Genomic DNA, 14758 nt, shown 5'->3' on the forward strand with positions numbered 1-14758 from the left:
CTGCGCGCGAATGCTATCGAGCGCTAGGGGGAACCTTGCTACGCGATCTCAGCTGAGCTCGTTTCAGCTGCAACACACTTATCAAAGGTGCGCGAATGAACAAGCCTGTTGGTTCAGATCGGAATACAAGAAGCGACGTTTCAAATTGCCGCTTCTTTCGCAAGTTCGTCCATCACTTGCTTCGTCGCGCGATAGGCGATCTCGACGATCTCATCTATCTCAGATTCGGAAACGACGAGAGGCGGAGCGAAACCTAGAATGTCGCCATGCGGCATTGCTCGCGCGATGAGTCCCCTGTCGCGCGCCGCCTTGGAGATGCGGGCGCCCATCTTGAGCTGCGGATCAAAGCGTCGTTTAGTCTGCCGATCGGCGACAAACTCAACGGCACCGAGCAGGCCCACTCCCCTTACCTCACCCACGATCTCAAGCTGGGCGAACCGCTCCTTCAGCCGCTTCAAAAAATGCAAACCCACGGTTCTCGCTCGCTCACTTAGTCGCTCCTTCTCGACAATATCGAGGACCGCGTTAGCAGCTGCAGCCGCAATCGGATGACCGGAATAGGTATATCCGTGGGAGAATGCGCCGACACGGTCGGCTGCTTCTTCCATGACCGCGTAGACTCTCTCCCCGACGATTGCTGCCGAGAGCGGCATATAACCGGACGTCAGACCCTTGGCCACTGTTACAAGGTCAGGCTCCATTCCATAAAGAGTGCAGCCGAACTCAGCGCCGGTCCGGCCGAACCCACAAATCACTTCATCGGCGATCAACAAAACGTCGTAGCGCCTAAGCACGGCTTGAATTTCACGCCAGTAACCATCCGGCGGGGGCGTGATCCCTCCTGTACCCAGCACCGGCTCGGCAATAAAGGCGCCGATCGTTTCCGGTCCCTCACGGACGATCATCTCTTCTAGTTCGGCTGCTCGTCGACGAGAGAACGCCTCCTCCGTCTCACCTGGCTCGGCACCCCAATAGTGGTGAGGCGCGCCTGTGTGCAAAATGCCTGGAAAGGGCAGATCCATGTGATCATGGTAGAACGACATGCCGGTCATAGAACCGGAAATAACCGAACAACCATGGTAACCGCGATCGCGCGAGACAATCTTCTTCTTCTTCGGCTGACCGCGTAGATTGTTGTAGTACCAAACAAGCTTAGCTTGCGTTTCGTTGGCGTCCGATCCGGATAGCCCGTAAAAGACTTTGCTTGGCTTACCTGGCGCCATTCGCACGAGGCGATCCGATAGATTAGCCAGCTCATCCGTCGTGTGGGCGGCATATGTATGGTAATAAGCCAACTTGTAGGCTTGCCGCGCAATCGCCTCAGCCACTTCGGTCCGGCCATACCCAATGTTGACGCAGTAAAGACCAGCAAAGCCGTCAATGTAACTATGGCCCTGCGCGTCTTCAATGCGGATACCCTTGCCCCCGCTGACGATTGTCGGATCACCAATCTTGCCAGTGGCGAAATCCTTAAGTTGGGTGAAAGGATGCAGAACAGTCGCGCGATCTTTTTCGGCGGTCGTCTTGATATCGTTCATACCACTTCTCCTAAGCCACCAGATCGCCGAAGCAGACGTATTTCAATTCCATGTATTCTTGAATGCCATGTCGCGAACCTTCGCGACCGAGCCCGGATTGCTTCCAACCTCCAAACGGAATTGGCGGCCCAGTGAATGAGGCGGTATTGATGCCAACCATTCCGTACTCGATGTTCTCAGACAGTCGCAGCGCTCGGCGCAAGCTGTCGGTGTAAACATAGGCGGCCAAGCCCATTTCACTGAAATTGGCTCGGTCCAGAACCTCCTTTTCAGAATCGAACGGAAGCACCGCGGCGACTGGACCGAATGTTTCCTCGCTCGAAATGAGCATGTCATCAGTGACACCGCTCAGCAGCGCTGGAAAGACGAAGTTCTCGCCGAAGACCCCGTCTTGCTTCGTAGAAATAACCCGCGCCCCTTTTGCCGCCGCATCCTTAATCTGAGCCCTGCACTTTTCGGCCACGGATAGCTTCGTCATCGGCCCGATATCAGTCGCAGCCTCCAGGCCATGGCCAACTCTGAGCCGAGCGATTGCCGCAGCAAATTTCTCGACGAAGGCACTATAAATGCTCCTCTGTACGTAGATGCGATTAGCCGCCAAGCAGTCCTGCCCCGACGTGGCAAACTTTGCAGCCATGGCGCCTTTAACGGCCTTATCCAGATCGACATCATCAAAGATAATGAAGGGAGCGTGCCCGCCGAGCTCGAGCGACACCTTCTTCACACTCTGCGCGGCCCCCTCCAGTAGCAAACGACCGACTTCCGTAGACCCCGTGAACGAAAGGGCTCGCACGCGCGCATCCCGCAACAGGGGCGCTGAAAGTTCGATCGGATTGCCGACGAGCACCTGAAACACACCACGTGGAACTCCAGCCTCTTCAGCCAACCTGGCTAGGGCAAGAGCCGAGAGCGGCGTCTCGGGCGCAGGCTTCACGATGACCGGGCAGCCAGCCGCCATGGCGGCACCGGCCTTTCGCGTAATCATAGCGACAGGAAAATTCCAAGGAGTGATTGCCGCAGCAACACCAACGGGCTGCATTCTTACTTGCAGCAGACTTCCAGGCTTATGGCTCGGGATCGTCTCGCCATAGGCGCGATCTCCCTCTGCGGCAAACCACTGGAGAAATCCGGCACCATATCCAATCTCGTACCTTGCTTCCGCGAGCGGCTTGCCCTGCTCGCTAGTTATGAGGACCGCAAGCTCCTCCGAATGGGCGAGCATTAACGACGCCCAAGTCCTGAGAATTTCGCCGCGCCTCTCTGGCAGCAGCTCTCGCCATTGAGCAAAGGATCGCTGCGCTGCGTCGATGGCAAGATTCATATCTGCTGCGCCGCAACGAGCAACTTCAGCGATCACTTCGCCAGTTGCTGGATCGACGACAACATCTCTTTTGTCGCCCTCGATCCAGCGACCATCGACCAGAGCAGCCCCCGTGATAAAATCTCGACGGCGCAGATGGTCGATATGCCCCTTAGCTAGCCCGACCAGAGATGGACTTTTGGGCCAGGCAGCTTGCAACACCATTTGGAAGTCCTTGGCCGTCATCTTGTTGAAATTCTGCTGCCAATCAGGATACTAATGTCAGAGACAGATTTGCGCCGCTTTTCACCGTCGTTTGGACGGTTTCCTGCAGGACCTCACCATTTTGCAGCGAAATTCACCCGGAGCCTGACTTATGCAATATGACCGAACTGACGCCCGCATCTTGGAGATCGTCCAGAAGAACAATCGCCTGACATCCGAGATCATCGGCGAACTTGCGGGACTTTCTGCTACTGCGTGCCAACGGCGATTGAAGAGGCTCCGCTCTGACGGCATTATCGAGGCGGACGTCTCGATCGTTTCGGCAAAGGCGGTAGGAAGGCCTATTCAGATGCTCGTGCTCGTAAGCCTCGAGCGCGAGCGCGCAGATATTATAGACAGGTTCAAGAAGGCGATTAAGTCGTCAGCTGAGGTCGTCAACGGATTCTACGTCACTGGGGACGCGGACTTCGTTCTGTATATTACGTCGCGGACCATGGAAGATTATGAGCAATTCACGCGGCGCTTTTTCTATGAGAACCCTGACATCAAGGGCTTCAAGACGATGGTTGTCATGGATCGCGTAAAGGCTGGTTTTGCGATTCCGGTAGAGGTTCCAGACGCAGATTGATCTTCGTATCTTTGCGGTCGTTCTTTCGAGGCCTCGCGCGTTTTTTCATCGCTCATCCTCGCACAACGCGAGAAACAAGCACCAGCGCTCTTGTAGTCTCTGTCGATGTTAACGCGCGCTAAGGTAGAGGAGCATGGCTGCTCCAGTAGGTGGAATGGCGGCGAAGTGAAGCGACGTCGCGGACATCTGAGAGCAAATCCAACTGCCGTTGTGGCTGTGACGCCCCGATCGGATCGTTGCTGGAGCAATGCTAAAAAGCTGTCAAAGAACTTGACAAATTTATTCCTTGATCTGGATATCATTTTTGCAGGTCGTGGTAGAAGCAGCAAATTCGCAAACGAACTGGGCACACAACGCGAATTTCAGATGTTTGAGGGCGGGCCAGAACCGCTCGTCCGATTTGGCTTCAACGTTCCGCGCCAAACACTGACCTTAGTCAGGTCGTGGTGCACGGCCCGTGGATCCAAATGATGAAACTTTCCGATCCTCAGATTTTTAGCGTCGATGGTATTGCGGCCCCGCTGTGTTACCCCACCTTCCGCCGGATTTGGATCGCGAGCCTCCTGTCGAACCTCGGTTTACTTGTCCAAGGCGTCGGCGCGGCTTGGGCCATGACAGAGATGACATCGTCAGCCGATAAAGTTGCACTGGTGCAGACGGCTTTGTTGCTGCCCGTCATGTTGATCGCTGTGCCGGCCGGTGCCATCGCTGACATGTATGACCGCCGAATTGTGACGCTCGTTGCGCTCTCGATCGCGCTCTGCGGCGCGACAGCGTTGACTGCGCTCGATTGGTCGGGGCTTACCACGCCGGATCTACTCCTGGCGCTTTGCTTTGTAGTCGGCGGCGGCATGGCGTTGATGGGGCCGGCCTGGAGCTCCTCGGTTAGCGAGCAGGTTCCGCCAAAGACGCTGCCGGCGGCGATTGCCCTCAATGGCATTAGCTACAACATCGCGCGTAGCTTTGGGCCCGCGGTCGGGGGAATTGTTGTTGCGACCGCGGGCGCGGGTGCGGCCTTTGCAATCAACGCATTCCTCTATCTACCACTGATCGTGGCGTTGTTCCTCTGGAACCGTATCGCGGAGCCGTCGCGGCTGCCGCGCGAACACCTGAGGCGCGCCATTGTCTCGGGCGTGCGCTACATCGCCAATTCGCCTTCAATCAAGATTGTGGTAGCGCGCACTATGATAACCGGCGTCGTCGGCAGCGCGCTCCAAGCGCTAATGCCGCTGGTCGCTCGCGACCTGTTGCACGGGGGCGCTCAGACTTACGGCATCATGCTAGGTGCGTTCGGGTTGGGCGCGGTAGTAGGAGCTCTCAACATCGGCAAACTGCGCAGGCGTATGAGTGGTGAGGCTGCGGTTCGTGCCTGCACACTGTCCATGAGCGGCGCGATCGCGGCGGTCGCGCTCAGTCACAATTCGGTCTTGACAGCCGCAGCTCTGGTTTTAGCGGGTGCCGTATGGACCATCGTCTGGACGCTGTTCAACATTGGCGTGCAGCTCTCCGCCCCGCGCTGGGTTGCGGGCCGCTCCGTTGCGGCTTGGCAGGCTGCGTTCTCTGGGGGCCTCGCAGTTGGCAGTTGGGGATGGGGCCGCCTCACCGATGCCGTCGGTGTCGACATCACGCTACTCATCTCTGCCGGACTGATGCTGCTCTTGCCGCTGCTTGGACGCTGGCTGCGCATGCCGGCCATCACCGAGCGCGGGGAGGGCGCCGAGATGCTTGCCGATCCTAAGGTGCGGCTCCCGCTGACCTACCGGAGCGGCCCACTGGTGGTTGAGCTCGAATATCGGGTGGCCTTGGAGAATGCCCGAGCCTTCCACAACGTCATGCAGGATGTGCAGCTCTACCGGCAACGCAACGGGGCCTATGGTTGGTCAATTGCGCGTGATATCGCCGACCCCGAGCTGTGGACCGAGCGCTATCACTGCCCGACATGGCTCGATTATTTGCGCCAACGCAACCGCTGGACCCAGTCGGAACGTGCATTAGACGAGAAGGCCATGGCTTTCCATATCGGGCCCCAGCCCGTGCGTATCCGTCGTATGCTGGAGCGTCCGTTTGGATCGGTACGCTGGAAGGATGATGTGCCCGACCGCGCCGCGAGTGAGCTCTAGTTGTTGGTCGGGAGCGCGGCGCAAGCACTAACCGTCGTCCCTTCGATTGCACCGCATTCAAGACCCCTGGATGCGATGACGCCGTTGCGCTTGGCTAACCCCTCGCCGTCATCACTTCGGGGATGTCCCGCTCGCTGTTGAACTAGGTCGGGCCGACGTTGCCGGAATGGATGTTACGCGGCCCTCGTGACGTGGGCAACGGGGTTGATCGTCATGCGATTGTGGCGAGCTTGAAGGGCCGCACGCAGAACCGACAATTGCTTATGCGCCTTCAATCGTCGGAAGCCCTTGTTGGCCTCGATCATGCCGGCCGCGACCCATCGCAAGGCCATACCGGCATCCCGCCAGCGTTTGACGTTGCGCGTGACGCGGCGAATGGTGCCCATCATGTTCTCGGCGATGTTGGTACAGGCGAGCGATCGACGAAGCTCCTTCGGCAGCTTCAACCGGACGACAGTCAGGATTTCGTCGAGGCCTTCGAGGATGCTGGCCGCTACGCCGGGCCATTGCTGGTCGAGTCGACGCGCGAGATTGCGGATCAATTTTTCAGCCTTGTCGGCGTCATCGAGCTCCCAGGCCTGGCGCAGCACCCGACGGGTGGCCGCATGATGCTCTTTCGGCAGGCGTTCCATGATGTTGCGCGCCTTGTGGATCTGGCAGCGCTGGATCGCAGCGGCCGAACCGAAGGTGCGGCGGATCGCCTTCGACAACGCCTTCGCGCCGTCGGCGATGAACAGTCTTGGCACCGTCGGGTCGAGCCCGCGCGAGACCAGGTTGTCCAGCAGGGCCTGAACCGTTGCGGCATTCTCGGTCGCCCCTTCCACCAGCGCCAGCGGATGCTTGTTGCCTTCGCCGTCAACCCCGATCGCGGCGACCAGCACGAGATCGTCGCCGAGATGCAGCCCATCGATTTGGACCACCAGAAGGTCGAGCGCGGACAGGTCGGCAGCCATGAAGTCGGCCAGCCGCGCCGCCGACAGCGCTACGAACCTCCGCGAGGCCGCCGACTTCGAAACCCCCGATCCGGGCGGTGCCGGCACGTCACCCTCGGGCAGCCGGACAGCGCGGCCGAACCGGCGCGTCGACACATTGATCAGCATCAGGTTCATCGCCCAGCGACCGAGCCAATCCTCCTGCGCCGCCGTTTCCCAGCTCGGGATCGTGACCTCGCGGCCGTCCACGCCCCGGACCCGCGGGCGCTCGACCTCGATCTTGCCGCCGTGGAAGCCGATCCGTCCCCGCGTTCGGCCCCAACGGTGCGCCCGCCGCGCCGCGTCGCGACCGTGGCGCGGCCCGCAGGCCGCCGTGACATCCGCCTCCATCATCGTGCCGAGCGCCTCGATCCCTGCCGCAAGGCAGAACCGATCGAAGCTCGCTCGCACTTCCGCAAACGCTTCGTCCACAGCCCCGGTCGCCGGCCAACCAGCCGGTGTGATATCTCTCGTCATGGCGTTGCTCTCCTTTGTGGAATCAGCACCCCGAGCCTACCGGCTCAAGGTGGGCAACGCCGACCTCTTCAGAAATTCAACAGAACCCGGGACATCCCCATCACTTCCCCCAGATAAGATACTCACCGGACATATGTCAGTCAGATTTAACGCGGACCGACATCGCCAACTATTGTGATGCTCTTTCTACTACCCCTAGCAGGATCTTGAAAAGCTCGAGAGCAATCTGGGGTGCGGTCTAGCAAATACAGGCCCGACGAACGATCGGCTAAAAGCGATCGGTATTAATATGAACCCCAAATTCTTTAGCACTACTTGTCGCTTAAGCTTTTGTTTCTTGGACTAATGGCCAGTTTAAACGTATGAACGCACGGTCAAAGAAGCAACCGTCCAAGGCCATCATTACGACCGACACGATCAGCTCGAAGCACACCTTGCCGACTTCATCAACGCCAACAACTACACTCGGCGGCTGAAGACACTGAAGGTGTCTTACACTTTACGACTACATCTGCAATTGCTGGACTTCCCAGCAAAAACGATTCAAACTTAACCCGCTCCAGCAAATGCCAGGACTAAACACCCAGCTTCCTAAGTGTGCCACCAATCACACCCAACACGCCCTTCTCATTCACCCGACGAAGGTGATAATCGGCATCCCCAAACGTGTTCTCGATCATGGCCAGCCGCTTAAAATAGTGGCCGATCTTAGCCGCCATGGTCATGCCAATCCCGCCGTGAAGCTGGATCGACTGCTGACCGATGAATTTTCCGCTCCTCCCGATCTGCACTTTAGCTGCGGCTACCGCTGTTGCACGCTCGGCAGCATTCTCGATATCCGAGGCCATGGTGGCGAACATCGACATCGAGCGCGCCTGTTCGAGCGCCACAAACATGTCGGCGGCGCGGTGCTGCAGACTCTGAAACGAGCAGATTGGCACCCCGAACTGCTTTCGCGTCTTCATATAATCGACTGTGGTCTTCAGCGATTCGTCCATTAGGCCCACGGCTTCCGCGCAAAGCGCGGTGCGGACGTCGTCAACCACCCGCTCGATCAATGGCAACGCGTTCTCGGGATCGCCGATCGCCGCTGCGCTGCCCACCTCGACCCTTGTGAAGCTGATGTCGGCGGCATGCAGCCCATCTTGGGTCGGATAGCTCTTTTTGGAGATGCCTCTCGCGTCGGCAGGCACCAGAAGCACCGCGATACCGCCTCTATCGCGTTGAGCGCCTTTGATGCGCACGGTGACGATCAACGTGTCGGCGTTCTCGCCATTGAGCACAACACATTTTTCGCCGTCAATGACCCATCCATCTCGGCTCTCCTTGGCGGAGGTAGTCACGTCGTTCAGATCATAGCGAGAGTTCTTTTCGAGTTGCGCGAATCCGAAGGTCTTGCTGCCGTCGATGATCCCAGGCAGATGAGCTGCCTTCTGCGCGTTCGAACCGCCACGGCGCAGGAAGCCGCCGCCGATCACAACCGTGGCGAGATAGGGCTCGACCACAAGCGCTCGGCCGAACGCTTCCATCACGATCATAGTCTCCTCGCCGCCGCCACCAAACCCGCCATCCGCTTCGACAAAGGGAAGTCCGAGCAGTCCCTGCTCAGCAAAGCGGCTCCAGATCAATCTGCTCCAGCCGCCCTTCTCCTTCGAATATTTTTTGCGCTGCTCGAAATCGTAGACATCGGTCAAGAGTCCATCGACACTTTCCTTGAGGAGCCGCTGCTCCTCGGATAAATTGAAATCCATATCTCAGCTTCTCCTGACGACGGATCTGGACTCTTGCGGGTCCGCATTTGCGGGGATGAAAGAAGAGCTAGAGTCCCAGCATCGCCTTGGCGATGATGTTGCGCTGGATTTCGTCCGAGCCGCCGTAGATCGAGACTTTGCGGTTGTTGAAGTAGCTCGGCGCGATCTGCGCGGTCCAGTCCATCGCTTCATACGAAGACTCAGGATGTTCGTTGTAGGGCGCAGCGAATGGCCCGATCATCTCCATCAAGAGTTCAGTCGCAGTCTGCTGGCTTTGTGAGCCCTTAATCTTAAGCATGGAAGACGCTGGATTTGGCTTACCCTTGCCGTGCTTGCCTTCGTCGCCGACAATGCGTAGTTGCGTGAGCTCCAGTGCCTTCAGCTCGATCTCGGCTAAGGCGAGCTTCTCCCGGAACGCGGGATCCTCAATCATAGGCCGGCCGCCACTTTTGACGTCAGAAGCCACATCCTTGATGCGCCGGATGCGCTCCTTGGAGACGCCGACCCGTGCAATGCCAGTGCGCTCGTTGCCGAGCAGGAACTTTGCGTAGTCCCAGCCCTTGTTCTCATCGCCGATTAGGTTTTCGTATGGCACCTCGACGTCGTCGAAGAAGATTTCGTTGACCTCATGGCCACCATCGATGGTCTGAATCGGACGCACCGTCACGCCCTTGGAATTCAAGCAGAACACGATGAAGGAGATGCCCATCTGCTTTTTGGCGCGGAGATCGGTGCGGCAGAGGCAGAAGATCATGTCGGCATGCTGCGCGAGCGTGGTCCAGGTCTTCTGGCCATTGATAATCCACTTGTCGCCTCTGCGTTCGGCCTTGGTCGTGAGCGAGGCGAGGTCCGAGCCAGCGCCGGGTTCCGAAAAGCCCTGGCACCACCAATCATCCACGTTTGCGATGCGCGGTAGGTAATATTTTTTCTGCGCCTCATTACCGAAGGTGTAGATGACCGGGCCGACCATGCCCACGCCAAAGGCGAGCGGCGTCGGCGCCGGATACATCTGCAGTTCCTCCCTGAAGATGTAGTGCTGGACCGAGCTCCAGCCTGTGCCACCGTATTCCTTCGGCCAGGAACTAACGTTCCACCCCTTCTTGTTGAGGATGCGCCACCACCTAACCATTTCCTCCTTCGACACATTGCGACCTTCGATCATCTTGTGCCGCATCTGCGGCGATACATTGTTGCGCAGAAACTGCCGCACTTCCTGTCGGAAGGCTTGTTCTGCCTCGGTGAATACAAGATCCATCGGATTCTCCTGCAACCGAATTAATTCGGTTCGCGCTAAGATGGTGAAACCCTCTCAATGCATGCCAAATAGGAAAAGGCCTCGACGTAAGGTGGAACCGAACGCAAAACGTATCGAGAGGGTTGTCGAGGGGCAAAGGATCCGCCTGTTTCCAGCGTCCTTGGGTGGCGATACCGAGCATTCGCCCTTCCTGGCCCCTGCGAACCCGTTAGATGCCCCATGTCCGCGTTCGACTTCTCGCTGTTCGATTTGTCCTAAAATGTGACTTGTCCCACTAGCGTCTTGCTCCCCATCAAGCGAGCGTCAAAGCTTGCGCAGCTATTCCCGCATTCTATCTCCGTCAGGAATCGGGCACCCTGGTTTACGGGAGCGAAGCATTGCTCATCCTGCGCTCCTAAATGCATTCAACCGTCCCTTCTCAATGTTGCCACGTCTCTGTAGCAACGCTCGTGCCAGCCGCGTTCGAGCGCTTTAAACCTCTGATTCGTTTTGAGAATGGCTCGTACCTCGTAAACAACGACCTCCGTTTTGAACCGAACAGAAATGGTACGCTGTCAGAGATCGGACAATCATCGAGAGTGGACCGTTGTTTCGATTGCCGCACAGCTGGCGGATCCAAATTTGCTAGCCTTCATTATCTCTCAGCTCGATGCGAATGGATGTGGACTAACGTTCGCCTGCCGTTCGAGCCCTGTGGTCATGAGAACGGACGGAGCAGAAGCCTCAGGTTTGCCGAAATGCTGGCGGACGCGCAGTTGAGGCGTTTTCGGCACGACGGCCCTGCGAGGACAGTCCAGAACGGCTTCCGACGCGCGCAGCTTGACGCTGCCATAGCCGACCTGTCAGCAGGTTCGACGAGCAGTCTGCCGCAATAGTTTGTCCTAAGCAGACCACCGCCATCATCATCCAGCCCAACGGTTCTTCGATCCGTTTGCTTATCAATGCTGATCCAACACCGGGCATGACCGTGAACGTGAGCAAGGACGGCGGAAGCATCGCTCGCCGTCTGCCCGAAACGTCAGATGTGTGGCAGGGATCGCGAGACTCGAGCCAATCAGCAATGCTGGGGTCGCGCGCAGCGGCTGATGCATCACCGCCTAGCAAATCGGGCCAGCGCCTTCTGATCGATCTCGATGCCCAATCCCGACCCGTTAGGCACGGGGACGATGCCGCGAGTGTGCTCGATGGGCTCGGTGAAAATCGCCTGCCGGAGCGGGTTTTCGGTTCGGTCGAACTCCAGCAAGGGCGCCACGGATATGGGCGAGGACCGCGTGTGCGGCGGCAGAACGGCGAGCAAATGTAGCGAGGCGGCAATTGCAATCCCGGTGCCCCAAACATGCGGATTGAAACGGACGCCGAACGCTTCTGCCATATCGGCGATCTTCTTGCATTCGGTCAAACCGCCGGCCGCGCAAATGTCCGGCTGCGCTATATCGAGCGCGCGCGAGACGAACACGTTACGGAACCCGAAGCGGGTGAACTCACATTCTCCGCCTGCGATCGGGATCGAAATTGCCCCTTTTACCGCGCGGTAGCCGGCTAGATCCTCTGGCGGTACCGGCTCCTCAAACCAGCCGATATCGTGTTTCTCGATCATGCGCCCCAGACGGATCGCTGCGACGCTGTCATAGGCGTGGTTGGCATCCACCATCAGCGACACAGTCGGCCCTACCGCCTCGCGCACGACGCGTGTCGCGGCCGCATCCTCCTCCACACCGAAGCCGACCTTGAGCTTCACCGCCGAGAATCCCTCCGCGACGTAGCGCGCTGCCTCCTCGGCTAGATACCGGCTCGGGTCTTCAGCTTTGCGTCGGTGGAGGCCAGTCGCGTAGGCGACGATGTGACTCCGCTGCGCGCCGCCGAGCAGCTGATGCACGGGAACGCCGAAACACTTGCCCTTGACGTCCCAGAGCGCGATATCGATACCGCTCAACGCCTCTATCACGACACCCTTCTGGCCGTGATCGCGCAGGCGCGCATAGATCATTTGCCAGAGATACTCTGTGCGCAGCGGATCCTCGCCAACTAGCCATGGCGCGACGCTCTCGACCACGGCGGCCGTCATCCCCGCCGGTCCGTAGCATTCGCCCCAGCCAACAAGACCCTGGTCGGTCTCGATTTCGACCAGCATCGCTGTACGCGTATCGTACCAGCCACGCGCGGAGGCAAGAGGCTCCGACAGCGCGGCTTGAAGGATATGAGTGCGAACGCTCGTAATCTTCATCGGCTTTGCCTTGTTCCAGTCCTGCTGCGCCCCTCACTCAGAACAGTCGCTTCTAAATGGGTACCGGCCGTGCTGCGGCGTTCAAACGCATTAAGCTTTTGCTTTGACAATATTCGCACATAGGAAACGATGATCGATGCATCGAAGGCCGGATCTTTTAAGCTGTCAGAAACCGGACAAAATACCGGCCGTTCATGCATGAAGAGCGCCGGTATTCACCATGGTGGCCAATGGCCGTCGTCCAGGCAGCGGCAGGGGAGCAGCGAAGCACTGCCTCTCGCTGTGCATCACCGGACACCCGCAAGTCCTAGATGCCTGAGTTGGAATCCCCGTTGAGCCGCGCGGTGCTCGTGGACACAATCATCGCCGCGGTAGTTAGTACCGGACGCCTTGAGAGCCTCAGCCCACATCTCCGGCTTCATTGATGCGCATATCCGTATTGCGCAAGGACCGGTCCAGCTGCCATGGATCCTACAACGCGAAATACGAAGCCATGAAAAAAAGAGCGGTCGAATGCTATCCTGCCATCATTTTGGGGTTTCATCTTTGAAGATGCTGTTCGCAGCCAAACCATCCCCATGGAAGGCTACTTCAAAGGTCATCATTTTCGCGCTTGGCGCCATATAAAGTCGTGAAGATGTGCCTTCTGGAGCGGGTCAGCGCACCTCTGCAAGATGATCTGTAGAGTTGGCGCGACAAAGCTCATACCCTCGAACAACTCGTAAAACGCGACCTCGTTGTTTTTGTCGAAACCACCAAACTCTATCTCGTGATTTTGTTGGGGAGCGATCAAGCTTTAAAGTTGGAGACGTGGGCGCCTTTGCTGATCTAGTCAGCGCGATCACGATAGACTTAAGGAAATCGGATCCTGTCTTTCCCCTTGCGGCGGCGGCATGATCATATACTTGCAGCAATGGGACGTGCAGCGGATCAACTAGGATACTCATGTCTGTACTCCGTCCAGCTGTGACCTGCGAATAGTATTGCTGTACACCGTCAACAAGAATCGGGACACTACCTACTCTGATAAGGAGTACATCTGATAGAAGGGCTATTACTATTTCGACGCGAACCGCGGCGCACGAGCTTCAGCCGAGGTTCAACGGACCAACAACGCCCCTTGGCCGACTTTATTGACCTTGATGCCAAGAACTGGTCACTTAGAACTTTCCTAACATCGAGCTCGTTTCAACGATTTCCATTACCTCGCACCCGCCTTCTGCGCATATTTCCATGACGCTTTCGCGAGCGGCACGGTGCGCTTGGCAGCTTCGATCGCCTTGGCATTGGCGGCTGTGCCGTCTCGGATGCGGGCTGCGATACCTTGGGTCATGCCGACTAAGCGAAAGAGATTATACGAAAAATACCAGTTCAAATCCGGCAGCTCGCTGCCCGTGTAGTCGCAATAGATTTGCGCGGCCTCGTCCATGCTAGGAATATTGAGCGCCTTCAGGTCGGCGGTCGCAAGCCCCGGCCTAATCCATTGCATCAACAGATAGGTAAAATCGGACATGGGATCGCCGAGCGTCGACAATTCCCAGTCGAGCACGGCGATCACGCGCGGCTGCCTTGCATGGAAGATAATGTTTTCGAGCCGATAGTGCCATGCACGATGGAGATACGCTTCTGCTCGGGGACCGTGATCGGCAGCCACTCGATCAGCTTTTGAACCTCCGGAATATGTTGCGTCTCCGAAGCGCGGTACTGCTTGGTCCAGCGATCGACTTGGCGCGCGAAATAATTGCCAGCCTTTCCGAAGTCGGCAAGGCCGATCCTATCGGGATCAAACATGTGCAGCTTTGCGAGAGTCTCGATCTTGCTGCGGAAGATCTTCGGTCGCATCCCGGACGGCTGGCTCGGCAAGGTCGGATCCCAATAGACCCGCCCGTCCTCCATCGACATGATGTAGAAGGCCGAGCCAATGACAGCATCGTCAGTGCAGAGCGCAAATGCATGCGCGACCGGAAAGCCCTGATGGCCGAGCGCAGAGATGACACGGAACTCGCGATCCACCGCATGCGCCGACGGCAGCAATTTGCCGAACGGCTTTCTGCGCATGACGTAAGAGCGGCCGGGGCTTTCGAGTTTGTAGGTCGGATTGGATTGGATTGGCCTCCCTTAAACTGTAAGACGGTCAAGGGGCCGGCGTAGCCCTCGACATGCTCGCGCATCCAACAATCGAGGCGGGTCTCGTCGATGCGATGTCGCTCTTCGACGGGTTTCGTGCCCGAAAACTCCTCGTCATTCCCGACGCCATCGGCCAATGTGA

At 58.0% G+C, this 14758-nt stretch carries 8 protein-coding genes and 2 pseudogenes; 3 read left to right on the forward strand and 7 right to left on the reverse strand.

Annotated elements, in window-relative coordinates:
- Positions 1-140: 140 nt before the first annotated feature.
- Positions 141-1538 carry an aminotransferase gene (locus IVB18_RS42320; protein ID WP_247986053.1) on the reverse strand — a complete coding sequence of 466 codons (1398 nt, stop codon included), beginning with the start codon at positions 1536-1538 and terminating at the stop codon, positions 141-143.
- Between the two features lie 10 nt (positions 1539-1548).
- Positions 1549-3084: an NAD-dependent succinate-semialdehyde dehydrogenase gene (locus tag IVB18_RS42325; RefSeq protein WP_247986054.1), complete on the reverse strand. Its 1536-nt coding sequence runs from the start codon at positions 3082-3084 to the stop codon at positions 1549-1551.
- Between the two features lie 130 nt (positions 3085-3214).
- Here IVB18_RS42325 and IVB18_RS42330 point away from each other — a divergent pair, with 130 nt between their 5' ends.
- Both IVB18_RS42330 and IVB18_RS42335 read left to right on the forward strand, forming a co-directional pair.
- Positions 3215-3691, forward strand: coding sequence for an Lrp/AsnC family transcriptional regulator (locus tag IVB18_RS42330; protein ID WP_247986055.1), 477 nt, complete (start codon positions 3215-3217; stop codon positions 3689-3691).
- 467 nt (positions 3692-4158) lie between these two features.
- Positions 4159-5811: an MFS transporter gene (locus IVB18_RS42335; protein WP_247986056.1), complete on the forward strand. Its 1653-nt coding sequence runs from the start codon at positions 4159-4161 to the stop codon at positions 5809-5811.
- 173 nt (positions 5812-5984) lie between these two features.
- Here IVB18_RS42335 and IVB18_RS42340 read toward each other — a convergent pair whose 3' ends face one another.
- Positions 5985-7259, reverse strand: coding sequence for an IS256 family transposase (locus IVB18_RS42340; protein WP_247986057.1), 1275 nt, complete (start codon positions 7257-7259; stop codon positions 5985-5987).
- A 338-nt stretch (positions 7260-7597) separates the two neighbouring features.
- Between IVB18_RS42340 and IVB18_RS42345 the strand changes: the two are divergent.
- Positions 7598-7843: pseudogene (locus tag IVB18_RS42345) on the forward strand (IS481 family transposase); the annotation flags it as partial.
- Here the strand turns inward: IVB18_RS42345 and pimD are convergent.
- From pimD to IVB18_RS52065, 4 genes and pseudogenes are all read right to left on the reverse strand, one after another.
- Positions 7835-9010 (reverse strand): pimeloyl-CoA dehydrogenase small subunit, encoded by a 1176-nt coding sequence (pimD, locus tag IVB18_RS42350; protein ID WP_247986058.1) that lies wholly within the window; start codon positions 9008-9010, stop codon positions 7835-7837. The pseudogene IVB18_RS42345 and the gene pimD overlap by 9 nt on opposite strands.
- 67 nt (positions 9011-9077) lie before the next feature.
- Positions 9078-10265 (reverse strand): pimeloyl-CoA dehydrogenase large subunit, encoded by a 1188-nt coding sequence (gene pimC / locus IVB18_RS42355; RefSeq protein WP_247986059.1) that lies wholly within the window; start codon positions 10263-10265, stop codon positions 9078-9080.
- A 1090-nt stretch (positions 10266-11355) separates the two neighbouring features.
- Positions 11356-12489, reverse strand: a complete 1134-nt coding sequence (locus IVB18_RS42360) for a mandelate racemase/muconate lactonizing enzyme family protein (protein WP_247986060.1) — start codon at positions 12487-12489, stop codon at positions 11356-11358.
- Positions 12490-13690: 1201 nt separating this feature from the next.
- Positions 13691-14753: pseudogene (locus IVB18_RS52065) on the reverse strand (phosphotransferase family protein).
- Between the last annotated feature and the right edge of the window lie 5 nt (positions 14754-14758).

This window comes from Bradyrhizobium sp. 186 (assembly GCF_023101685.1).
Classification (GTDB): Bacteria; Pseudomonadota; Alphaproteobacteria; order Rhizobiales; family Xanthobacteraceae; genus Bradyrhizobium.